Raw genomic sequence first — 22086 nt, forward strand, 5'->3', positions numbered from 1 at the left:
GTGGGTGGTCTCCTCATGGTGACCTACCGCGGTAGCCGATGTCCCCGTTTCGGTTGCTCCCAGTGCACATTCGCGCCGGAGTCGGTCGAGCGTCCGGGAAGCTGGAAACCCCACGGCAACTCGAGGCGGTGGCGGGCGAGCAGGTCTGTGTCGGCGAGCAGGTCGAGGATCGGTCCGTCCGCCACCACCTGGCCTTCGTCGAGAATCACCGCGCGGGTGCACAACTGCGCAGCGAACGGAATGTCATGGGTTACCAACAGTTGGGTGGTGTCCACCGCGAGCAGGACTTCGGCCAGTTCACGCCGGGCAACCGGATCGAGGTTGCTCGACGGCTCGTCCAGCACCAGCACGTCCGGAGCGCATGCGAGGACGGTGGCCAGGGCGACCCGGCGCCGTTGCCCCACCGACAGATGAACGGGATTGCGATCGGCATGCGACGTCATGTCGACGGCGGCCAACGCGGTGCGCACCCGGTCGTCGAGTGCCGCACCGGTGACACCGAAATTTGCCGGGCCGAAGGCGACGTCCTGCGCGACCGAGGGCATGAAGAGCTGATCGTCCGGGTCCTGGAAGACGATGCCGACCCGCCGCCGCACCTCGCGCAGCGTGTTCCGGTCGGTGTTGCGCGACACTGGTACACCGCCGATGGTGACCCGACCGTCGGAGGCGGTCAGAATTCCGTTGAGGTGCAGCATCAGAGTGGTTTTGCCGGCACCGTTCGGGCCGAGAACCGCTACCCGTTCGCCCGGGCTCACGGTGAGGTCGATTCGGTCGAGTGCCTTCCTGCCATCCGGGTAGGAATACGACACACCCTCGAGGTGCACGGCGGCCGTCATCGGAGGGTCCAGGCCGCGAGGCAGATACCCACCGCGCAGACGGCAGGAACGAGCCCGGCCGACCACGCCGCGGCGGACGCCGGGGGAGCACCGACTGTGGGAACCGCCCCCGTGAAGCCGCGCGACAACATGGCCAGGTGTACGCGCTCGCCCCGCTCGTAGGAACGCACGAACAATCCGCCCACACCCTGGGCGGTGGCGCCGATCTGGCGAAGTGTCCGCGGATCGTCACCCCGGGACAAGCGTGCGGTGCGCATCCGGGCGACCTCCGAGGTGAGCAGGTCGAGGTACCGCAGCATGAGGACCACGATCGTGGTGAACATTGCGGGCACGTGCAGATGGGCGAGTCCCACCGGCAGATCGCGGGCGGGGGTGGTGGCGGCGAGAGTGAGTGACACCAGCACGCCGAGAGTGCCTTTCACCAGGATCCCCCACGCGGCGTGCAGTCCGGCTACCGAGAGCGACAATCCGAGGACCGTCGTCTGCTCGCCACCCTCCGCGAAGGGCAGCAACAGGGCCAATGTGACGAAGGGTAGTTCGATCAGCATGCGCGGGGCGAGCCAGGTAAGGGCGATACCGGCAAGTCGCCACACCACCGCCAGGACTGCGAGGTACACGGCGAAGGCCCAGAACGCCTCGCGGGGCGTGGCAACCACCGCGAACACCGTCACCACCGCGCACACGATCTTCACCTCGACGGGGAGTCGGTGGACTGGGGATGTGCCGTGGAGATAGAGCGGCTGCGCGTGACCGGAACTCATGATCAGGGTCCGGCTCGGTGACGCCGTCCGCGGGCGAGGAGCCGGAATGCGGCGGCCGCGACGACGAAGGTCGCGGCCGCACCGATGATTCCGGCCACTCCGGTGAAACCCGATCGTCCACTTACCGTGTAGTCGGCGAGCGGGGAGGCTGACAAGTGGTGGTCCTCGGCGTTCTTCGCAATGCAGTCCCCGACCAGTGACGCGCCGGTGTCGGTCTCGACGGTGTCGCAGCCACGCGTCGTGGCAGCGTCGAGGCCGTCCGGACTCGAGCTCGCCTGAGAGGACAGCACCCCGGCGATGAGCAGTACCGCGAGAGCGAAACCGAGAAGGAAGCGGCGGGACGACCGCGTCGACGCGGTCATGCGCCCACCGCCACGTTGCGCGGCGCGGTCCGGAGCAGATACACGAGGTCGGGTCGGGCCCTGGCCACCGCCGTGACCGTGAGGGCGGTGATAATCCCTTCGCCGATTCCGATCAAGATGTGGGCGCCGAGAACGTAGGCCGCCACCGAGCCGAGCGCAGTGGCGCCGCCGGCAGCGGGCTGACCGCCGATGGCGTACTCGAGGACGAAGCCCATCGACGCCGCGACGGTTCCGCACAGCGCAGCGGTAAATGCGAGAGCGCCGAGCACGCGGAGACGAAGATCCTCGGGGCGCGCGAGTCGGCGCAGAACAAGCGCGACGACGTAGCCGACCGTCACCCCGATGATCGCCATGTTCGTGATGTTCGCTCCCAGAGCGGTCAGCCCACCGTCCGCGAAGAGCAGCGCCTGCACGATCAGGACGATCGCGATGCAGAGCGCACCCGTGTAGGGCCCGACCAGGATGGCTGCCAGCGCACCACCGAGGAGATGACCGCTGACACCGGGAAGCACGGGGAAATTCACCATCTGCACCGCGAAGATGAAGGCGGCTACGAGACCGGCCATGGGGGCGGTGCGTTCGTCGAGTTCGGAACGGGCCCGCCACGCGGCGACCGCGAGCCCCGCCGCCGCTACGGCGAGGAAGAGGACGGACGTCGGGGCATTGATCAGCCCGTCACTCATGTGCATGGCTACGGACTCCATGTCACCCTCCTCAGCCGGCAGCTGTCCCGTCTCTGCAGTCTAGTTTCTCGTGTGAACACTTGAACAGGTGTTCATGGGTCAGGAAACAACCGTGCTCTGCCACCACCACCGGAGCCTCAGTGCCAGCTATGGTCCACGACGGGGGTTCGCGGTCCGAACTTGGGTTTGATCGCGTTGCCACTGACCAGCAGCAACCGCACAGCGCGATAACGATGCGGGCGAACCGGTTCCAGGTACGCCACCATCTCGGCGTCGTCGAGGGGCTTGCCGAGTAACGACCACCCGACCATCGACGCCAGGTGGTAGTCGCCGACGGACAGCGCATCCGCATCGCCGAGTGCACGTTGCGTCACCTCGGCCGCGGTCCAGATGCCGACCCCTGGGATGGACATCAAGCGGCGGGTCGCTTCCTCGGGGGACAGGTCGACGATCTTCTCCAGACGGTCCGCGACCTGGGCGCAACGCACGATGGTGCGGGCACGGCCGGGGTCCACGTTCGCGCGGTGGAACTCCCACGACGGGACTCGCCGCCACACGCGCGCGGTGGGAGGTACCCGCATTCCGTCGGGCGCCGGGCCGGGGGCGGGTGTGCCGAATTTCCACACCAGACGCCGCCACGACGCGAACGCGGCGATGCCGTGGACCCGTTGCTCGAGGATGGCCGGGACCAGGGCTTCCATCACCCGGTCGGTGCGCCCCAGACGCAGGTGCGGGAAGCGGCGGTGGGCCTCGGCAAGGATCGGGTGCTCCGGCGCGAAGTCTTCGCACTCGTCCTGCTCGCCGACGAGACGGTTCAGCCCATCCGCCAAGTCGCGGGCACCCTCGCCCCAGGCCTGACAGTGGACGGTGTGGCGGTCGCTTTGCGTGAGGCGATAGGTGACCGGACCGGACGGTTGCACCGACGTCCGCCAGATGGAGCCGTCGACCGCACGCTGGTGACAGGGGTCGCCCTTACCGCGCTGAAGGGGGTGCAACGTCATCGCGACGTCCAGTGGACGCCGCGCGGTCACGGTGGTCTCGACCACCTCCAGCGAAGCCGTCATCGCAAGCAGCGTATCCGCCCTCCGGCGACATGTCGGCCACCGCTACCGGTGGTTGTCGGGGCGCGCACGTAAAGTCCCAGCCATGATCATCGTGAGTACCGACGGATCCTGTCTGCGTAACCCCGGTGGGGCGATCGGCTGGGCATGGGTCAATCACGAAGGTCCCAGCCGATCCGGTGGTGAACCCTCGGGAACCAACCAGATCGCCGAGCTGCGGGCGTTGCTCGAGGCGATCACCGCGCATCCCGGACCCGATCCGCTCCTGATCGAGTCGGATTCCCAGTACGCCATCAAGTGCGCATCGGAATGGCTGCCCGGTTGGAAGCGGAAGGGCTGGAAGACGGCGGCCGGTGCCCCGGTGAAGAATCTTCCCTTGGTCCAGGCCATCGACCAGGCCATCATCGAGCGTTCCGGACCCGTGCGGTTCCGTTGGGTACGCGGTCACGTCGGCAACCACTACAACGAGATGGCCGACGTACTCGCCGGTGAGGCCGCACGGGCCGTCGCATCCGGTGAGCCGGTAGCTGCGCCCCCTCCCGCTCCCGCTACACCCGCGGTCGCGGCCCCTGCAGCGGCCGAAGAAGCGTTCACCCTGTTCTGATCCTGTCGGTTCACCCGGTACCGGGAGAAGTCTGTACCGAGGAGAAGTCGTGACCGAGGATCTGCGGGTGCGGGAGTTCTGGCGGGCGCTGGGGTTGCCCGGCATCGTCGACGTCCACACCCACTTCATGCCCGCCAACGTGATGGAGAAGGTCTGGCGGTACTTCGACGCGGTGGGTCCCCTCACCGGGCGAGAGTGGCCGATCCGCTACCGGCACGAAGAAGACGTGCGCGTAGAGCAACTTCGTGCGTTCGGGGTTCGGCGGTTCACGTCCATGATCTATCCGCACAAGCCGGAGATGGCCGCGTGGCTGAATCAGTGGGCGGCCGACTTCGCCCACCACACGCCCGACTGCCTCCGGACGGCGACGTTCTACCCGGAGGATTCCGCGGCCGCGTACGTGTCCGAGGCAATCGAGTCGGGCACCCGGGTGTTCAAATCCCACATTCAGGTCGGCGAATACTCACCGGGCGACCGGTTGCTGGACCCGGTGTGGGGAGCGTTGCAGGACGCGGGTGTGCCGGTGGTCATCCATTGCGGATCCGGTCCCGCGCCGGGCAAGTACACCGGCCCCGAACCGATCGGCGACTTACTGGCGCGGTACCCCCGACTCCGCCTGATCATCGCCCACATGGGCCTGCCCGAGTATCGGGAGTTCCTCGAGCTCGCGGGACGCTATTCCGGTGTGTACCTCGACACCACGATGGCGTTCACCGATTACACCGAGGAGGCGACCCCGTTTCCGCGTGACGCTGTACACCGGCTGTCCGATCTGCAGGAACGCATCCTGTTCGGAAGCGACTATCCCAACATCCCGTATCCGTACCTGGACGCACTCGAAGGTCTGACTCGGTTCGATCTCGGTGAGGACTGGCTTCGCTCGGTGTGTCACGACAACGCTGCGGCGCTGTTCGCGCTCGACTGATCCGCCGGCGCGGAGCTGGTGAGCTCGCGCCGGCGGATCGGAGACCCCTGAGGGTGAGGGGTTACGACCCACAGCACGCGGTCGGGGCGTCCTGCTCGGGGGCAGGCGCATTGCGGAACGTGTCGCTGTCGGCGAGCACTGTATACACCTCCCACTTCTCGCCGGCGGGCCCGGTGACCCACACCTTGTCCTGGCTGGCGAAGCAACAGGTGGTCCCGAGTTCTTCCTCGGTGAACAACCCTTCCTCGGTCAGCCTGGCGATTTCCGAGTGCACGGTCTCACTCGATTCCACCTCGACGCCAAGGTGATTGATGGTGCCGCCTGCACCGGGGTTCTCGAACAACACGAGCTTGAGCGGGGGCTCGGCGATGGCGAAATTGGCGTACCCCTCCTTCAGTTTCGCGGGCGCTGTGCCGAAGAGCTTGGAGTAGAACGAGACGGCCTGACCGAGGTCGTCGACGTTGAGGGCGAGCTGTACGCGGGACATGAGATCCTCCACCTTTTCGATGTATATCGAATTACTTCTTCACTATGCGCCACCTTTTTGACGTATGTCAAGAAGGTGGGCACAATGGGTTCATGCCCAAGGCCTTGCCCCTGATCGATGCGACGTCACCACTCTGCTGCGCCCCCGTCGCGTCGGGGCCCATCTCGGACGATGGGGCGCTCGAGGTGGCTGTGCGGCTGAAGGCTCTTGCCGATCCGGTGCGCATCAAGCTGATGTCGATCTTGTTGTCCGCCAGCGAGGGTGAGGTCTGTACCTGCGACCTCGCCGACGGTGTCGGTGTATCCGAATCGACCGTCAGTCATCACTTGGGGCAACTGAAGAAGGCGGGCATGGTGGTCCCCACCCGGCGCGGAATGAACGTCTATTACCGCCCACAACGCGACGCGCTCGAGGCGCTGCGCTTCGTGCTGGATCCGAACTGCTGCTCGTAGCGCGGTCACGTTCCTTTGACGGGCTCGCTGTCGCGCCACCAGCAGAACACGAACAGGGCGAGTGACGCGACCAGCGTGGACACCACCCAGACAGTGAGAGCAATGTCGACCCACGACCCGATCGGCGGGCTGCCCGGCAGGATCCCGCGCAGGGGTACGACGGCGAACAGCATTGCGGCCATCCAGCCGAGCATGTCGGTGTCGACTGCCCGCTTGCGCCGGAACGTCTGCAATGCGACGAAGGCGGCGAGAACGGCGAGGGTCGTCATCATCAGGAGGAGAATTCCGGCGTAGATGAGGTTTCCGCCTGTGCGCGCCAACCGCACGTCGACGCCGGTGCCGTTCCGGGAGATGTCGGTGTCGACCGCGACCGGTTCGGCCTTCGCCTTCCATCCGTCGACCCGCCCGTCCAGGAGAACACCCGTGGGTACCAATTCGCGTTGGGCGCCGAGGCCCTCGTAGGCCTCGACCACCATCGGATTCACCTCGAACCGGTCGAAGGGCCACATGGCGGCGTTGCCGTTCGCGATGAACTCGGTGTCGAACGTGGTGGGCGCGGTGCCTTCGCGGAAAACGATCTGCTCGTGGCTGGTGCTGGGGACGAGCAGGAGAGTGATATCTCGGTTGAGGGTATCGCCGTTGGCATGGAGGTAATCCTGACCGGCGGCGATCGTCACCTCTGCCTGCATCCGGTCGACCGTCGGCTGCAGCGACTTGGCGGTGACGAGCACCATGATCGCGTCGTCGTCGATGGCGAACGGCGCGTCGTCCTCGATCGCGTTGCTGCTCAACCCGTAGACGGTGAGGGACGCGGCGTAGACGAGCGCGAGGAGAATCGCCGCCGCGACCCACTGGAGCCGGTGACGCAGGAGGAGCGGTGACTCGGCTGTCACCGTCGCAACATACCGCCGTTGGGGTGGGCGGGTTCGTCGATCGGTGGTCTCGATCGATGCGGAGACAGGCTCGGTCGTCACGCGCGGGTACATGCGACATATCGTGGACGGCACCACTGGCTAGGGAGGAGCCGCAATGGAATCGCGACTGCAGAACTCACAGATGCTTCTCGCAGTCCTCGAGCAGGCCCCGACGCTGGTAGTGCTGTCGGAGTTCGTCTCCGGCCGGATTGTCTTCCTCAATCCGGCGGGCGTCCGCCTCATGGGCTTCACCACCGCCGCCGACGCCTACTCGAGGACGACGGCGGAGTTCTTCACCGACGTCGGTCTGGTGCAGGCGCCCGAGGTGGAGTCGGCACTCGTCGAACGGGGGGACTGGTCCGGGCTCACCGAGCTCCGCCACTTCGTGACCGGAGAGCCGATCCCCATGCTGATCTCGACGTTCGTGGTGGAATCCGACAACTCCGGTCCGGCGGTGATTGCCTCGATTGCCCACGATCGCCGCAGTGCGCAGATCGAAGAACGCCGACTGCACAGCGCGCTCGAGGCGGCCGCGTACCGGGCCCGCGAGCAACAGGCGATCGCCGAGCTGAGCCAGCTCGCCGTCGATGGTGACCTCGATGAACTTCTCGACGCGGCGACCAGGGCAGCTACGGCGCTGATGGGTGTCCGCTGTACCTCCATTGCCCGGATCTCTGGTGGAGGGGAAGAACTGACCGTTCTCGCGTACCGGGGTCCGGCGCCGGGACCGGCGAGCTTTGCACCCGGTACGGGCTCACAGCCGGGATATGCCGCCGCGGCCGAATCGGTGGTCGTGTGCCGCGACAGAACCCAGGAGACCCGCTTCTCCACCACAGCGATGACAAGGCGTGCACTTCAGAGCGGGGTGTGTGTACCGATCGGTGCCGACCCCGTGTGGGGAGTTCTCACCGCGCACAGTCACCGCCCCCGCGACTACACCGACCGGGATCTGTCCTTTCTCCGCTCGGTGACGGGTGTGCTGTCGGCGGCGATACGCCGTATCGAGGCGGAAGCGCAACTGCTGCATCAGAGTTTGCACGACCCCCTGACGGGATTGCCGAACCTGACGCTGGCCCGCAGACGCATCGATTCGGCGCTCGACGCGGCACGGCGCGAGAGTACGGTCATGGCTTTGCTGCTCATCGACCTCGACGATTTCAAAATACAGAACGACAGTCTCGGTCATGCCGGTGGTGACGACGTACTCGTCGTCCTCGCCGAGCATCTGCGCTCGGCAGTGCGCCCGGACGACACTGTCGCGCGGATCGGGGGCGACGAGTTCGTCGTCGTGTGCGAGCAAGTTACGGGTGCCGACGAGGCAATTGCCGTCGCCAAGGGGATCACCGACAGCCTCGCGATGCTGAACCAGGTGGCACTCCTCCAGTTGCCGATCAGTGGCAGCGTCGGAATCGCCCTCTCGGATCCGGACTGCACGCGGGAAGAGTTGGTTCGCCGTGCAGACTCGGCGATGTATCGGGCGAAGGCAGGAGGTGCCGGCGGGTACGCCCTCTACTCAGCCGAACACCCAGTTCATCAGGATCACGTACAGTCCGGTCCCGACCACGATCGAGAGCACCGCATTCTTCCGCCACAGGTGCACCACAGCCGTTGCTGCCACGGCGAGCAGTTCGGGTAATCCGTGCGCCGGGACGGTGATCGACACGTTCTTCAGCGAGTAGACCACCAGGATCGACATGATTCCGGCCGGCATGAACACGCCGAGATAGCCGACCAGCGCCGAGGAACGCAGCGGGTGGAGAACCGCGAACGGGACGGCGCGGAGGGCGAAGGTGACAATCGCCATGATGGCCACGGCGGCGAGTAGGTAACCCGACTCAGGCATCGCCGGCAACCTTCCGCCGAGTGAGGACGTATCGGAGGACGAGCAGACTCACGAATGCCCCCATTGCCAGCGGCAGCATGTGATCGACGTCGACCAGGCGCGCGACCACAGCGCAAGTGACGCCCATCAGGGGAACTGCGAGGCCACGCTGCGCTCGGACGGCCTCGATGGACAGTACGACGAACAACGCGGTCAACGCGAAGTCCATGCCGACGATATTGTCCGGGATCCATTGCGCGGCAATCGCACCGAGCCCGGCGCCACCGATCCAGTAGGCGTGGAGGTACAGCTGTGTGTACACGATCATCCGCCCGGACACCGTCTTGCGGTCGCTGGTGACCGCCATGGCGTAGGCCTCGTCGGTGAGCGCGAACATGCTGTAGAGGCGTGCCGGCCGGCCCTTGATCGTGTCGAGCGGAAAGCTGAGCGCATAGAAGACGTGCCGAAAGTTCACGAGCAGTGCTGTCAGCGCGATGTAGGGCAGTGGCGTCATCGCGGTCACCAGTCCCACTGCGACGAATTCGAGAGAACCGGCATAGATCAGTGACGTGAAGACCAGTGCCCACCACGGGCTCAGCCCCTGTTGTACGACGAGGACCCCGAGGGCGATGCCGAGGGGAAACAGTCCGACCCCGACGGGGAGTGAGGCTCGGAGAGCGCCGCGTACTTCCGAGGAAGGTGGAGCCTCGGCGCCGGCGACGACGGCCGTCGAGTGGGGTGCTGATTCGGTCACTACGCAAAGGTATAGCGATCATCGAGGTGAGCGATTGCGGACAAATGCTGCTACAGCGGATTGTGCGCAATAATTGATCAATGGACGCCATCGATCACGCAATTTTGGCGCATCTGCGCCGGGACTCGAGTCTGACCAACACCGAGCTGGCCGATCTCGTCGGCCTGACTCCGTCGCCGTGTCTGCGGCGCGTGAAGAAGCTCGAGGCGGACGGAATCATCACCGGCTACCGCGCGGTCGTCAGTCAAGAAGCGCTCGATCGTGGTTTCCAGGTGATCGTCACGGCCGAAATCGGGGTGAACGACCAGGCGACCATCGAGCAGTTCGAGTCGCGCGTGGCTGCGTTCGACGAGGTGATCGAATGTCGGCGCCTGTTCGGGATCCCCGACTACTTCATCCGCGTCGCCGTACGCGACCTTGCCACCTACGAGCGGTTCATGGTGACGAAACTCGGGGGACTTCCGGCGGTGTCGCGGGTCACCTCGCTGATCACGATGAAGACGATCAAGAGCGTCGACTGATCGGTCCCCGGCACCGGGTTCCGCCTAAGGTGAGGGCAACGACCCGTCGACAAGAGAAGGTGCACCATGGCCGTCGCTACCGCACAGCACGTGTCGCGTGAGGAGTTGCTCGACTTCGTCCGTCCGCGCCATCGCAGCGTGCTGATCACCCGGAAGCGCTCCGGCGGCCTGCAGATCTCCCCGGTCACGTCGGGACTCGACGCGGAAAGCCGGATCGTCGTCTCGACCTACCCGCAGCGCGCCAAGGCCGCGAACGTGCGACACGACCCCGCCGTGAGCGTGTGCGTGCTCTCCGACGAGTTCAACGGTGCCTACGTGCAGATCGACGGCACGGCCGAGGTGCTGGACATGCCCGATGCGCTCGAGTCTCTGGTCGAGTACTTCCGCGGAATCTCCGGCGAGCATCCCGACTGGGACGAGTACCGCGACGCCATGCGGAAGCAGAACAAGAGCCTGATCCGGATCACCATCGACGAGTGGGGACCCATCGCGACCGGTGGCTTCCCGCCGGACGCCGATCGCGGATAGGTCCCGTCATCTATTCGACGGCACCCGTCGAGCGCAGGTGCTCGATGCCCGCCGCGTCGTACCCGGCCTGCGCGAGGATCGCATCGGTGTCCTGCCCGGGCCGCGGGGCCGGCCGGGGAACGGGCGCCGGGGTGCGGCTGAAGCGCGGTGCCGGTGCGGGCTGGCGGATGCCACCCACTTCGACGAACGTTTCCCGTTCCTTGTTGTGGGGGTGCTCGTGCGCTTCCCACGGCGAGAGGACGGGCGACACGCACGCGTCGGAATCGGCGAACAGCGCCGCCCATTCGTCCCGCGGTCGGGTCGCGAACACCTCGGCGAGGCGTTTCTTCAGTTCCGGCGCCGCATCGAGGTCGTACTGCAAAGGCAGATCCTCACCGCTCAACCCCAGCACGTCGAGGAGTTCACCGTAGAAGTGCGGTTCGACGCACCCGACCGCCACGTGCAGACCGTCGGCGCACTCGTAGGTGTCGTAGAACGCGGCTGCCCCGTCGAGGACGTTCTGCCCGCGGCCCTCCTGCCACAGCCCGGCGGCGTTCATGCCGTGGACGAACGCCGTCAGCAGCGCCGCGCCGTCGACCATCGACGCGTCCACCACCTGTCCGCGGCCCGACCTGGAGCGCTCGTGCAGCGCGGCCAGGATTCCCATCGTCAACATCAGGCCGCCACCGCCGAAGTCGCCCAACAGGTTCAGCGGCGGCACCGGTCGCTCGCCGGCGCGCCCGATGGGTTCGAGCGCGCCTGCGAGCGCGATGTAGTTGATGTCGTGCCCGGCCCGCGCCGCGAGCGGCCCGTCCTGACCCCAGCCGGTCATGCGCCCGTAGATCAGTCCGGGGTTGCGTGACAAGCAGTCGTCGGGGCCGATGCCCAGCCGTTCCGCGACGCCGGGACGGAAACCCTCGACGAGGATGTCGGCTGACTCGACCAGTGCCAGAACGGCTTCCAGCCCCTCCGGAGTGCGCAGGTTCACGGCGATCGATCGTCGTCCGCGGTCGAGTACACCTGAAGGTGCCATGAGCCCGCTGCCGCCGTCACCGGCCCGTTCGACGCGGATCACGTCCGCGCCGAGGTCGGCGAGGATCATACAGCCGAACGGGGCGGGCGCGAGGCTCGCGATCTCGACGACGGTCAGCCCGCTCAGCGGCCCGCCGGTCACGACACTCCCTGCGCGTCGCGGGGCAGCCCGAGCATGCGCTCCCCGATCACGTTGAGCTGTACCTCGGTCGTGCCACCGTAGATGGTGGTGGCCCGGCCGGCGATCAACTGCTCCATCGCCTTGTCGCTCGGCTCACCCGGAATGCTCACGGCACCGGCAGGTCCCAGTGCGGCGACGACGAACTCGGCGATCGCCTGCCCGAGGCCCATGCCGAGTAACTTGCCGACGCTCGACGTGGTGCTCACGTCCGCCCCCGACAACTGCTTCAGCACAATCCTGGAGCCGATCAGATCGATGGCCTGGCTTTCGGCGACCAGTTCGCCGACGCGGTACCGCGCCAACGGTCCGAGGTTTCGTCCGCGGGCGAATTGGAGCAGGTCCTTGTCGGTGGCGTAAGCCTCCATCTTCTGGCTGAGTGCCACCCGCTCGCCCGCGAGGGTCGTGCGGGCTACGTTCCAGCCGTCGTTCACGTTCCCGACCACGTTCTCGTCCGGGATGAACACGTCGTCGAGGAAGACCTCGTTGAACAGCGCCGACCCGGTCATCTCGCGCAGCGGCCGGACGGTGACTCCCGGTGTCGACATGTCGAGGACGAAGTAGGTGATGCCCTCGTGCTTCGGCTTCGACGGGTCGGTGCGGGCGATCAGCATGGCCCAGTCGGAGAACTGTGCCACCGTGGTCCAGATCTTCTGGCCGGTCACCTTCCAGCCGCCGTCGACCTTTTCCGCCTTCGTTGTCAGCGACGCGAGGTCGGAGCCGGCCCCCGGTTCGCTGAACAGCTGACACCACACCACATCTCCGCGCAGGGTGGGGACCGCGAGGTCCTGCTTCTGCGACTCGGTGCCGTGGGCGACGACGGCCTGCACCGCCCAGCCGCCCATCAGCAGTTGGGGCATGGGAATCCCGGCCGCCTTGATCTCCTGGGCGATCACTATCTGCTCGAGCGGAGACGCGCTGCGGCCGTACGGCTTCGGCAGGTGCGGCTGCACCCAGCCGCCGTCGCCGAGGGCAATCAACTGGTCGTCCTCGCCGAGATCGACGAGCGGGGCGAGTTCCGCCCGTACCTGCGTCCGAATCGCCTCGGCCTCGTCCGGCAGTTCCAGTTCGGAGGAGCGGGCGGTGCCGGCGAGCGACTGTTCGGCGACGCGGGTAGCCCGCTCCTCGCGGGTACCGAGGAGCCCTCGGATGGCCAGCGCCCGCCGGTAATACAGGTGCGCGTCGTGCTCCCAGGTGAATCCGATGCCGCCGTGGACCTGAATGCAGTCCTGAGCGCATTGCACCGCGGCATCGGGAACGATGACGGCGGCGATATCCGCGGCGAAATCTGCGGTGTCGTCGTCATTGTCGAGGGCGGACGCGGCATCCCACAACACGGCGCGCGCCTTCTCCAGGGCGATGCCCATGTGGGCGCACCTGTGTTTGACGCCCTGGAACTGCCCGATGGGACGCCCGAATTGCACACGGGTCTTGGCGTATTCGGCGGCAGTGGAGACACACCACGACATCACCCCGATCGCTTCGGCGCCCAGCACGACGGCGGCGATCGATCGGACGCGTTGTTCACTCAGTCCGTCGAGGATCTGATCAGCGCCGACGTGAACGCCGTCTGCCGTGATTCTTGCCGAGCCTCGCAGTACGTCGATGCTGTCCTGCGCGGTGACGGTGACGTCTGCCGACTCGACGACGGCCCAGCGCACGTCGTTGCCGACGGTGATCGGCAGGAGCAGGATGTCGGCGTGCTCGCCGCCGAGAACGGCGTCTGCGCTTCCCGCGATCCGGTATCCGCCGTCGTGCGCCTGCGCATGGAGCGCGGTACCCAAGGCGACCGCGGCGGTGCGTGATCCATCGAGAAGGGCAGGAATCAGCTCGATTCCGACCTTGGAATCCGCGGCTGCGACGAGGGCGGCGGACAGTGCGGTCGGAACGAATGGGCCGGGGGCCACCGTGCGGCCGAGCGCCTCCAGCGCGACGGCCAGGGTGAGCAGCCCGGCGCCGTGGCCGCCCTTGTCCTCGGGGATGTGCAGGCCCAGCAGCTCCTGGCCGACGAGCGCGTCCCAGAACGGCGGAAACTTGTCCTCGCCTTTCGACTCGACCGCGGCACGCACCTGCTCGGACGTGATGGCGCGTTCGGCGAAGGCCCGAACGGAATCGGCGAGGGCGCGATGCTCCTCGGTGAGCCCTAGGCCCAGTTCATACGTATTCTTGGCCATGTCCGAACCCTTCAGCCGAGCCGGTCGGCGAGGTCGGCGACGGTCCACGGGCCGTCGCTCTCGATGGTCTTCACGTCGTGCCAGCCGGCCAGCTCGGAGATGGCTCCGCCCTGCACCGCGAACACCTTGCCCGTGATCTTGCAGTCCGCATCCGCGAGCCGGGCGACCAGCGGGGAGATGTTGGCCGGACTGAATGCGTCGAACTCACCTTCCGGCACCTCTTCGGCGAACAATGCGCCCATACCGGGAGTGGCCAGCGTCAGCCGGGTGCGGGCGATCGGCGCGATCGCGTTGACCCGGACGCCGTACCGCTCGAGCTCGTCCGCGGCGACCAGGGTCAGTGCGGCGATGCCCGCCTTCGCGGCGCCGTAGTTGCCCTGCCCGGCGTTGGGCATGAACGTGCCGGACGCGGACGCGGTGTTGATCACGGAGGCGTTCACCGTCTCGCCCGCCTTGGTCTGCGCTTTCCAGTACGCCGCTGCATGATGCAGCGTCGCGGCATGTCCCTTGAGGTGCACGGTTATGACGGCGTCCCATTGGCTTTCGGACATTCCCGCGATGAAGGCGTCGCGCAGGATGCCCGCGTTGTTCACCAGGACGTCGAGCCGACCGAACTCCCTGACCGCCTGATTGACGAGCGCTTCGGCACCGTCCCAGGACGCCACGTTGTCGGTGTTCGCCACGGCTTTGCCGCCGCCGGAGACGATCTCGTCGACCACCTGCTGGGCCGGGCCTGCGTCCTCGCCGGTGCCGTCGTTCGCACCGCCGAGGTCGTTGACGACCACGGCGGCCCCCTCCCGGGCGAAGAGCAGGGCGTGCTCCCGCCCGATCCCGCGCCCGGCGCCGGTGACGATGGCTACCCGTCCGTCGAGTGTTCCCATGTGTACGTACTCCTAGGCTTCTGTATCCGCGATGACGGCGAGGCCGTCCTTGATGACGAGTTCGTCGCCGACGGTCGTCTCGTAGGCGTACGACGTTGTCCCGCCCGTGGACTCGGCGACCTGCCGGAACTGCGTGGTGATGTCCTGGCCGGGCAGGACTGGCTTGGCGAACCGCACCGCGAGCCTGCGGAGGCGTTCGACCCGGCCGTCGGCAAGTTCGGTGAGCGCCGCCCATGAGGTGAACGCCATGGTGCACAGGCCGTGGTTGATGATTCCGGGGAGCCCGGACATCCGCGCGATCTCGTCGTCCAGGTGGATCGGCATCGGATCACCGGAGGCAGGCGAGTACCGGAACGTCTGGTCGTCGTCGATGTGCTGGGTGATCGACGCTTCCGGCGCCTGCCCGCGAAGGGATTCGTCGAACCGGTGTGCAGGTGCCTGCGCGCCGAGTCCGGCTCCCGCATCTACCTTCCGGAAGAATGCGGTCATCCACTGCTCGTTGACGAGTTCGCCCTGCTCTGTGCGGGTTTCGACGTACACGACGACGGTGGAACCGTTCGCCCGCCCCTCGAATCCGATCGGCTTCGCGCGGACCACCAGGTTGTCGCCGGGGCGGATAGGACGGTGGAAGAAGAAATCCTGTTCCCCGTGCACGAGCTTCATGAGCAGTTCGACCGGGGCGACGGACAGTGCCGCCGGCGCCATCGAGGTGAACGCCGGCACCACAGCGAACACCGGTGGTGCGACCTCTCCGGCGAGGTGGCGTTCGATGGGATCGTTGGTGGCCGCGGCGTACTGGGCGATGCGCTCGGCAGTAACCTCGAACCGCTCCGGATCCGTCCACTCGCCGAGACCACTCGTGTCGAATTCGACTGTGGGGGTGGTCATACGGATCAGCCCACCATATCGGAGAACCCGGCCAGGGATGCCTCCAGATCCGCCTTCGCGTTCTTGGCGACTGCCTTGCCGATGGGACCGACGATCATCGTGCCGGTGAAGCTTGCGTCGATGATCGCCTTGGATCCGGCACCGTCCGGCTCGACCTTCAGCGTGAATTCGACGGTGACACCCGCCATGCCGGTGCCGGAGATCTTCACCATTTCGGGCACCTGCACCTCGGTGACGGTCCACTCGATTTTGTTGGCCATGCCCATCACGGAGACCACCTCGGTGAACTTCGATCCGAGTGCCACCTCGGCGGGGACCTCGCTCTTCCACGACTGGTGGATCGTGAGCCACTCTTCCCAGCGGGACAGGTTGGACAGCTCGTCCCACACCTTGTCGGGGGAGGCGGGAAGCGCAGCGGAGACGGAAACGGAAGCCATGAGTTACTCCTAAGTGTGTTCGAGGTGGGTAGGAAAGAGTTCAGAGAGCGCGGTACGCGGTGACGACTACTGCGCCCCCGAGGCCGATGTTGTGCTGGAGAGCGACGCTCGCGCCGTCGACCTGCCGTGCGTCGGCGGTTCCCCTGAGCTGCCAGGTGAGTTCGCTGCATTGGGCGAGTCCGGTGGCGCCCAGCGGGTGTCCCTTGGAAATCAGACCGCCGGACGGGTTGACCACCCAGCGTCCGCCATACGTGGTGTCGTCGTTGTCGACGAGTTTGCCGCCCTCGCCCTCGGCGCAGAGACCGAGCGCCTCGTAGGTGAGCAATTCGTTGGTGGAGAAGCAGTCGTGCAGTTCGATGACGTCGATGTCTTCGGGACCGATTCCGGCCTGCTCGTAGACGCGAGCGGCGGCCGTGCGGGTCATGTCTGCACCGACCAGGCTGATTGCACTCCTGTCCTCGAACGTGCTGGGGAGATCGGTCACCATCGCTTGCCCGACGATCTCGACGGCCTGACCGGCGAGGTCGTGCTTCTCGACGAAGTCTTCACTGGCCACGATCACCGCGCCGGAGCCGTCGGACGTCGGGGAGCACTGCAACTTGGTGAGGGGACCGTAGATCTGCTTGGAGTCGAGGATCTGGTCGAGCGTGTACTCGTCCTGGAACTGGGCGTAGGGGTTGTTCTGCGAGTGGCGGTGGTTCTTGACGCCGATTCTGGCGAACTGTTCCGCGGTGGTGCCGTATCGCTCCATGTGCTCCTTACCGGCTGCACCGAACATGTACGGCGCGGGCGGCATCGCGAACTCCTGCAGTTCCGCGAGCGCGAGGAGGTGGCGCATCATCGGCTGTTCGCGATCGTCGTACGTGGACCCGAGCGAACCGGCCTGCATCTTCTCGAAGCCGAGTGCCAGTGCGCAGTCGACCTGGCCGCTCCGGATCGCCGACGTGGCGAGGAACAGGGCGGTCGACCCCGTCGAGCAGTTGTTGTTGACGTTGATGATCGGGATGCCGGTGAGGCCGAGTTCGTAGACGGCGCGCTGCCCCGACGTCGACTCGCCGTACACATACCCCACGTACGCCTGCTCGACGAGCGGATAGTCGATTCCGGCATCGGCCAGGGCCTTGCCGCCGGCCTCCCGCGCCATGTCCGGATAGTCCCATTCGCGTGCGCCGGGCTTCTCGAACTTTGTCATCCCGACTCCGACCACGAACACCCTGTTACCCATTGCGGCTCCTGAGAAATGTGTGTGTGACACGCTGTCCACCAAAAGTATGTGAGACGTGCTGTCCAGTCAACTACGTGGTGAGTAACGTATGGCGGATGCCGGACAAAGTCGACACCGCCACCTCGCCCACCGGGGACGGTCGTGCCACCCGCTGGGAGGATCACAAGGCGGAACGCCGAAGCCGGATTCTCGACGCCGCGATGGAGGCCATCAACGAGGACGGCCCCGACGTCGGGGTGCAGCAGATCGCGCAGCGCGCCGACGTCCCACGATCGGTGGTCTACCGCATCTTCACCGACCGGGGCGACCTCGACGAGCAGCTCCGCGGACGCATCATCGAACGTCTGATGGCAGATCTGGCGCCGACGCTGACCCCGGAGGGGACGGTAGGTGAAGCCATCGCGCGGGCCGTGGAGACGTACCTGGCGTGGATCGTCGAATTTCCCCGTCTGCACCAATTCCTCGGCACCGGGTCGCCGAGCAGGCGCACTACCGGTTCGCGTGTCGTGACCGGGACGAAGACTGCCATCGCACTCCAGCTCGCGGGCCTGCTGGCGGCCGTGCTGGAGAAGGTGGCAGACAACGCAGATCTTGCGGAGCCGCTGGCCTTCGGATTGGTAGGACTGGTCGACGCGAGCGTCAACCGATGGCTGAGCAATCCGCAATCGACACTGGGCAGTGACGAGGTGGCGCAGTTCCTCGAGGTGTCGATCTGGCAGGTGCTGCACGGAAATTTGCAGGGCATCGGCGTCCATATCGACCTCACGACCCCCGTTTCCGAACTGCAGTAGCACGGGGGATCGTCGAGCTACCATGGTCTGCATGTTCTCCGGGCGAGGTTCACGGAACGACCGCTAGCGTCCGAGAAGCTTGTGACGCGCTTGGTCCGACCGACACCGGAAGCGACGGTGTCCAGCGGCCCGCCGCCACAGTCGACGGCGGTGGGAGACATCGTCGGGCGATTCGCGGCAGCGTGGGAGTCGTCCGGCCCCGCTCCGGACCTCACCGATTACCTGCCCGCTGATCCGGCGCTGCGCAGGGTGTCGCTGATCGAGTTGATCAAGGTCGACCTGGAAAAGCGGTGGCTCCGCGGCGACCACCCGAAGCGGCTGGCCGAGTACCGCGACGAGCTTCCCGAGCTCGGCAGGTGGCCGTTACCGCCAGACCTGATCTACGAGGAATTCCATCTACGCAGGCGTAGCGGTCAGCCGGTCGAACCCTCGGAATACACGCGGACGTTTCCGGCGCAGGCCGACGAACTCGAAAAATTGCTGAGCACCGACGAGTACCACAGCACCTCGATTCACCACCTCGAACACACCTCCGCGGCGCCGCCCCCGAGGAGTACGGAACTCGGCGATCTCGACGTCGGGCAGCGGGTCGACGACTTCGACTTGATGACGGTCCTGGGACGAGGAGCGTTTGCCCGGGTCTTCCTCGCCCGTCAGCGGTCGATGCAACGACTGGTCGCGGTGAAGATCTCCGAGGACCACGGAACCGAGCCGCAAACCCTCGCCCAGTTCGATCACGACTACATCGTCCGGGTCTTCGATCAGCGCCTCCTCGCCGACCGAATGCTGCGATTGCTGTACATGCAGTATGTGCCGGGCGGCACGTTGCTCGGGGTGGTCGCGCGAGTACGCGAGACGGCGCCCGGCCTGCGTACCGGACTTCTGCTGCTGGAGGCAGTCGATCGGGAGTTGGTCAGCAAGGGCGAGATACGGCCCAGTGAATCCCGGGTACGTGAGGAAGTCGCAGCTCTGTCGTGGCCGGAGACCGTGGCGTGGCTGGGCCGCCGATTGGCCGAGGCCCTCGACTACGCCCCCAAACACGGTGTTCTACACCGGGACATCAAGCCCGCCAACGTGCTGCTGACGGCAGAGGGCGTCCCCAAGCTGGCCGATTTCAACATCAGCTTCAGCGAGACTCTTCCCGGGACCAGCCCGGTCGCGTACTTCGGTGGTTCACTCGCGTACATGTCGCCGGAGCAGCTCGAGGCGATCCATCCAGATCGGCCGGGGACCGCGGCAGACCTCGACACCCGAAGTGATTTGTACTCGCTTGCCGTGGTGCTGTGGGAATTGCTCACCGGACGTAAGCCTTTCGACGACACGCCTACCGGTGACACCGACGCGGAAGCGGCAACGCACCCGCCCGGCGATCGCACCACCCTCGACGCGATGCTCGAACGACGCCGCGGCCGTCACGAACCCGCGATCGCGGACCTGCCGGCCGACTGCCCGAGCGCGTTGCGGCGAGTGCTGCTGAAGTCGCTCGAGCCCGAGCCGGCGGATCGGTTCTCCACCGGAGCCGAAATGTCCCAACAGTTCGACGTGTGTCTCGATGCCCACGCCCGCGATCTCGTCGATCCACCACCGGGAAGTTGGCGGTTGCGGATGCGGCGGTGGACGCACCCGATCATGTTCCTCGCCATCGCCGTACCGAATCTCCTGGCAATTCTGTACAGCTATCAACACAACACCACGCTGATCATCAGCAAGCTACCGCCCACCGCGCAGAGCAGTTTCGAGCGCATCACGCGAATCGACTACGCCACGGCCTTTGTGATCGGGGTTGTGGGCACCGTCTCTATGACGCTGTATCTGACCACGGTGGCCGGTGGGCTTCGGAAGGGAAAGGCGTATGACGGCGGCCACCTCGCCCGCGCCCGCAAAGACACCCTGCTGCTCGGACAACGATGCGCCCTACTGTGTCTCGGACTGTGGGCGGTGACCGGCATCATCGTCCCGGCCACGTTGCAGATCAGTGGAAGTGAGGTGCCGTGGAATACGGTTGTCCACTTCACGGCCGCACAACTGGTCTGCGGCGCCATCGCCGTCGTCTATCCGTTCTTCTTCGTCAACTTCTATGCCGTCCGCTGCCTGTACCCGGTCTTCCTGCCGCACGGGGAGATCAGTGCTGCCGACGCCCGCATGCTGCACCGGCTGGGTCGGCGCAGCATGTTCTTCCTGGCCGCGGCCGCCGCGGTGCCGTTGCTCGGTGTCGCGGGTGCAACGTTCATTCCCCCGGAAGACCTACCGCACGTGGTGGTCGCGCTCCGTGTGCTGTGCGTCGGAAGTGTCTTCGCGTTCGTCGCGGCGTACTGGCTGTTTCGCCTGCTGACGGAGGACTTACACGCACTTTCCCGCGTGGTGTCGGGCGTACCCCGGCACGAGTGATCGTCCGTACGAGCGTCGGATGATCTGACGCAAGAGGGTGCGGGGCCGAGCAGCCCCGCGCCCTCTCGTCTTCCCAATCAGACGCCCGCTGCGGCAAACCCGGCGTCGAGGTCGGCCAGGATGTCGTCGATACCTTCGATGCCCACAGCCAGGCGGACCAGCCCGGGCGTGACCCCGGCGGCGAGCTGCTCCTCCGGAGTCAACTGCGAATGCGTGGTGGACGCGGGATGGATCACCAGGGAACGCACGTCACCGATGTTGGCGACATGGCTGTGCAGGGTGAGCGCATTGACGAACTTCTTGCCGGCGTCGACGCCCCCGGCGAGTTCGAACGTCACGATGGCGCCGGCTCCCTTGGGGGTCAGCTGCTGTGCGCGCTCGTGCCAGGGTGAAGACGCGAGACCGGCGTAGGCCACCGTCGTCACCTCGCTACGAGCTTCGAGGTATTCGGCGACCTTCTGGGCATTGGCCACATGCCGTTCGAGACGCAGGCTCAGCGTTTCGATGCCCTGAGCGATGAGGAACGCGTTGAACGGGGCCACCGCGGAACCGAGGTCGCGCAGCAACTGCACGCGCGCCTTCAGTGCAAATGCGGGAGCACCCAGATCGGCGAAGACGACACCGTGGTAGCTGGGGTCGGGGGTGGTGAAGTTCGGGTGCCGACCCTGGGTCCAGTCGAAGGTGCCACCGTCGACGATCACGCCGGCGACCGCCGTGCCGTGCCCGCCGAGGTACTTGGTGGCCGAATGCACGACGATGTCGGCCCCGTGCTTCAACGGCTGGAGCAGGTACGGCGTGGCCACCGTGTTGTCGACGATCAGCGGAAGGCCGTTGTCGTGCGCGACCTTCGAGATCCCGGGCAGATCGAGGATGTGATTCTTGGGGTTGGCGATGGTCTCGCCGTAGAACGCCCTGGTGTTCGGTCGGACGGCCGACGCCCACTGCTCGAGGTCGTCGGGATCCTCGACGAACGACACCTCGATGCCCAGCTTGGGCAACGTGTAGTGGAAGAGGTTGTAGGTGCCGCCGTAGAGGTATGGGCTGGAGACGATGTGGTCCCCGGCCTCGGCGAGGTTGAGGATCGCGAAGGTCTCCGCGGCCTGCCCGGAGGACAGCAGCAGCGCGGCGACGCCCCCCTCGAGTGCGGCTATGCGCTGCTCGACGGCGTCCTGGGTGGGATTCATGATGCGGGTGTAGATGTTGCCCGGCTCGGCCAGACCGAACAGTGCGGCAGCATGATCGGTGTTGTCGAAGGTGTACGAGGTGGTCTGGTAGATCGGCAGTGCCCGCGCCTTCGTGGTGGCGTCGGACGTCTGCCCGGCGTGGATCTGCTTCGTCTCGAACGACCAGTTGATGCTGGGGTCGATGCTCTCGGTCACGAGTGGTGTACTCCGATTTCGGTG

Annotated in this window: 23 protein-coding genes and 1 pseudogene; 8 read left to right on the top strand and 16 right to left on the bottom strand. The window is 66.3% G+C overall.

The window, feature by feature from the left end; translation table 11 throughout:
• Positions 1-23 precede the first annotated feature (23 nt).
• From HYG77_RS20150 to HYG77_RS20170, 5 genes are all read right to left on the bottom strand, one after another.
• Positions 24-836: an ABC transporter ATP-binding protein gene (locus HYG77_RS20150; RefSeq protein ID WP_208960364.1), complete on the bottom strand. Its 813-nt coding sequence runs from the start codon at positions 834-836 to the stop codon at positions 24-26.
• Positions 833-1597 carry a cobalt ECF transporter T component CbiQ gene (gene cbiQ, locus HYG77_RS20155; protein ID WP_208960365.1) on the bottom strand — a complete coding sequence of 255 codons (765 nt, stop codon included), beginning with the start codon at positions 1595-1597 and terminating at the stop codon, positions 833-835. The genes HYG77_RS20150 and cbiQ overlap by 4 nt, the downstream gene beginning before the upstream one ends.
• Positions 1598-1599: 2 nt before the next feature.
• Positions 1600-1959 carry a PDGLE domain-containing protein gene (locus HYG77_RS20160; RefSeq protein WP_208960366.1) on the bottom strand — a complete coding sequence of 120 codons (360 nt, stop codon included), beginning with the start codon at positions 1957-1959 and terminating at the stop codon, positions 1600-1602.
• On the bottom strand, positions 1956-2663 hold the full coding sequence (locus HYG77_RS20165) for an energy-coupling factor ABC transporter permease (protein ID WP_208960367.1): 708 nt from the start codon (positions 2661-2663) through the stop codon (positions 1956-1958). Before HYG77_RS20165 ends, HYG77_RS20160 begins: the two co-directional genes overlap by 4 nt.
• Positions 2664-2779: 116 nt before the next feature.
• Positions 2780-3706: a DNA-3-methyladenine glycosylase 2 family protein gene (locus HYG77_RS20170; protein WP_208960368.1), complete on the bottom strand. Its 927-nt coding sequence runs from the start codon at positions 3704-3706 to the stop codon at positions 2780-2782.
• 82 nt (positions 3707-3788) lie between these two features.
• Between HYG77_RS20170 and HYG77_RS20175 the strand changes: the two genes are divergently transcribed.
• The gene (locus HYG77_RS20175) at positions 3789-4307 is read left to right on the top strand and encodes a ribonuclease H (protein ID WP_109333527.1); all 519 of its coding nucleotides are present in this window, start codon (positions 3789-3791) and stop codon (positions 4305-4307) included.
• Between the two features lie 49 nt (positions 4308-4356).
• Entirely contained in the window at positions 4357-5232 is an 876-nt protein-coding gene (locus tag HYG77_RS20180; protein WP_109333525.1) for an amidohydrolase family protein, read from the top strand.
• A gap of 61 nt (positions 5233-5293) precedes the next feature.
• Here HYG77_RS20180 and HYG77_RS20185 read toward each other — a convergent pair whose 3' ends face one another.
• Positions 5294-5719 carry an ArsI/CadI family heavy metal resistance metalloenzyme gene (locus tag HYG77_RS20185; RefSeq protein ID WP_208960369.1) on the bottom strand — a complete coding sequence of 142 codons (426 nt, stop codon included), beginning with the start codon at positions 5717-5719 and terminating at the stop codon, positions 5294-5296.
• 92 nt (positions 5720-5811) lie between these two features.
• Here HYG77_RS20185 and HYG77_RS20190 point away from each other — a divergent pair, with 92 nt between their 5' ends.
• Positions 5812-6171, top strand: a complete 360-nt coding sequence (locus HYG77_RS20190) for an Rv2640c family ArsR-like transcriptional regulator (RefSeq protein WP_109333523.1) — start codon at positions 5812-5814, stop codon at positions 6169-6171.
• A gap of 5 nt (positions 6172-6176) precedes the next feature.
• On the opposite strand, the gene HYG77_RS20195 is transcribed toward HYG77_RS20190, so the two are convergent.
• Positions 6177-7064: a DUF4436 family protein gene (locus HYG77_RS20195; protein ID WP_244372967.1), complete on the bottom strand. Its 888-nt coding sequence runs from the start codon at positions 7062-7064 to the stop codon at positions 6177-6179.
• Between the two features lie 136 nt (positions 7065-7200).
• Here HYG77_RS20195 and HYG77_RS20200 point away from each other — a divergent pair.
• A pseudogene (locus HYG77_RS20200) lies at positions 7201-8598 on the top strand (sensor domain-containing diguanylate cyclase); the annotation flags it as partial.
• Here the strand turns inward: HYG77_RS20200 and HYG77_RS39705 are convergent.
• Positions 8599-8928 carry an AzlD domain-containing protein gene (locus HYG77_RS39705; RefSeq protein WP_109333519.1) on the bottom strand — a complete coding sequence of 110 codons (330 nt, stop codon included), beginning with the start codon at positions 8926-8928 and terminating at the stop codon, positions 8599-8601.
• Entirely contained in the window at positions 8921-9661 is a 741-nt protein-coding gene (locus HYG77_RS20205; protein WP_208960372.1) for an AzlC family ABC transporter permease, read from the bottom strand. The genes HYG77_RS39705 and HYG77_RS20205 overlap by 8 nt, the downstream gene beginning before the upstream one ends.
• Positions 9662-9741: 80 nt before the next feature.
• Between HYG77_RS20205 and HYG77_RS20210 the strand changes: the two genes are divergently transcribed.
• Entirely contained in the window at positions 9742-10182 is a 441-nt protein-coding gene (locus tag HYG77_RS20210) for an Lrp/AsnC family transcriptional regulator (protein WP_109333515.1), read from the top strand.
• Positions 10183-10248: 66 nt separating this feature from the next.
• On the top strand, positions 10249-10710 hold the full coding sequence (locus tag HYG77_RS20215; protein ID WP_208960373.1) for a PPOX class F420-dependent oxidoreductase: 462 nt from the start codon (positions 10249-10251) through the stop codon (positions 10708-10710).
• A 10-nt stretch (positions 10711-10720) separates the two neighbouring features.
• Here HYG77_RS20215 and HYG77_RS20220 read toward each other — a convergent pair whose 3' ends face one another.
• Genes HYG77_RS20220 through HYG77_RS20245 form a run of 6 tightly spaced genes read right to left on the bottom strand, consistent with a single transcriptional unit; the run spans position 10721 to position 17504 of the window.
• Entirely contained in the window at positions 10721-11863 is a 1143-nt protein-coding gene (locus tag HYG77_RS20220; RefSeq protein ID WP_208960374.1) for a CaiB/BaiF CoA-transferase family protein, read from the bottom strand.
• Positions 11860-14073, bottom strand: coding sequence for an acyl-CoA dehydrogenase (locus HYG77_RS20225; protein ID WP_208960375.1), 2214 nt, complete (start codon positions 14071-14073; stop codon positions 11860-11862). The genes HYG77_RS20220 and HYG77_RS20225 overlap by 4 nt, the downstream gene beginning before the upstream one ends.
• A gap of 11 nt (positions 14074-14084) precedes the next feature.
• Positions 14085-14954, bottom strand: coding sequence for an SDR family oxidoreductase (locus HYG77_RS20230; RefSeq protein WP_208960376.1), 870 nt, complete (start codon positions 14952-14954; stop codon positions 14085-14087).
• Between the two features lie 12 nt (positions 14955-14966).
• Positions 14967-15842, bottom strand: coding sequence for a MaoC/PaaZ C-terminal domain-containing protein (locus HYG77_RS20235; protein ID WP_208960377.1), 876 nt, complete (start codon positions 15840-15842; stop codon positions 14967-14969).
• A gap of 5 nt (positions 15843-15847) precedes the next feature.
• Positions 15848-16279 carry an SRPBCC family protein gene (locus tag HYG77_RS20240; protein ID WP_208960378.1) on the bottom strand — a complete coding sequence of 144 codons (432 nt, stop codon included), beginning with the start codon at positions 16277-16279 and terminating at the stop codon, positions 15848-15850.
• A 40-nt stretch (positions 16280-16319) separates the two neighbouring features.
• Positions 16320-17504 carry a lipid-transfer protein gene (locus HYG77_RS20245; RefSeq protein WP_208960379.1) on the bottom strand — a complete coding sequence of 395 codons (1185 nt, stop codon included), beginning with the start codon at positions 17502-17504 and terminating at the stop codon, positions 16320-16322.
• Positions 17505-17599: 95 nt separating this feature from the next.
• Here HYG77_RS20245 and HYG77_RS20250 point away from each other — a divergent pair, with 95 nt between their 5' ends.
• Positions 17600-18295, top strand: a complete 696-nt coding sequence (locus HYG77_RS20250) for a TetR/AcrR family transcriptional regulator (protein WP_208960380.1) — start codon at positions 17600-17602, stop codon at positions 18293-18295.
• 150 nt (positions 18296-18445) lie between these two features.
• Complete coding sequence (locus tag HYG77_RS20255; protein ID WP_244372969.1) at positions 18446-20683, top strand: serine/threonine-protein kinase; 2238 nt, start codon at positions 18446-18448, stop codon at positions 20681-20683.
• Between the two features lie 77 nt (positions 20684-20760).
• Here HYG77_RS20255 and HYG77_RS20260 read toward each other — a convergent pair whose 3' ends face one another.
• Positions 20761-22062 (bottom strand): bifunctional o-acetylhomoserine/o-acetylserine sulfhydrylase, encoded by a 1302-nt coding sequence (locus tag HYG77_RS20260; protein WP_208960381.1) that lies wholly within the window; start codon positions 22060-22062, stop codon positions 20761-20763.
• Positions 22063-22086: the final 24 nt, after the last annotated feature.

The sequence above is a fragment of the Rhodococcus sp. ZPP genome, from assembly GCF_017656075.1.
In the GTDB taxonomy this organism is placed as follows: domain Bacteria; phylum Actinomycetota; class Actinomycetes; order Mycobacteriales; family Mycobacteriaceae; genus Rhodococcus_F; species Rhodococcus_F oxybenzonivorans.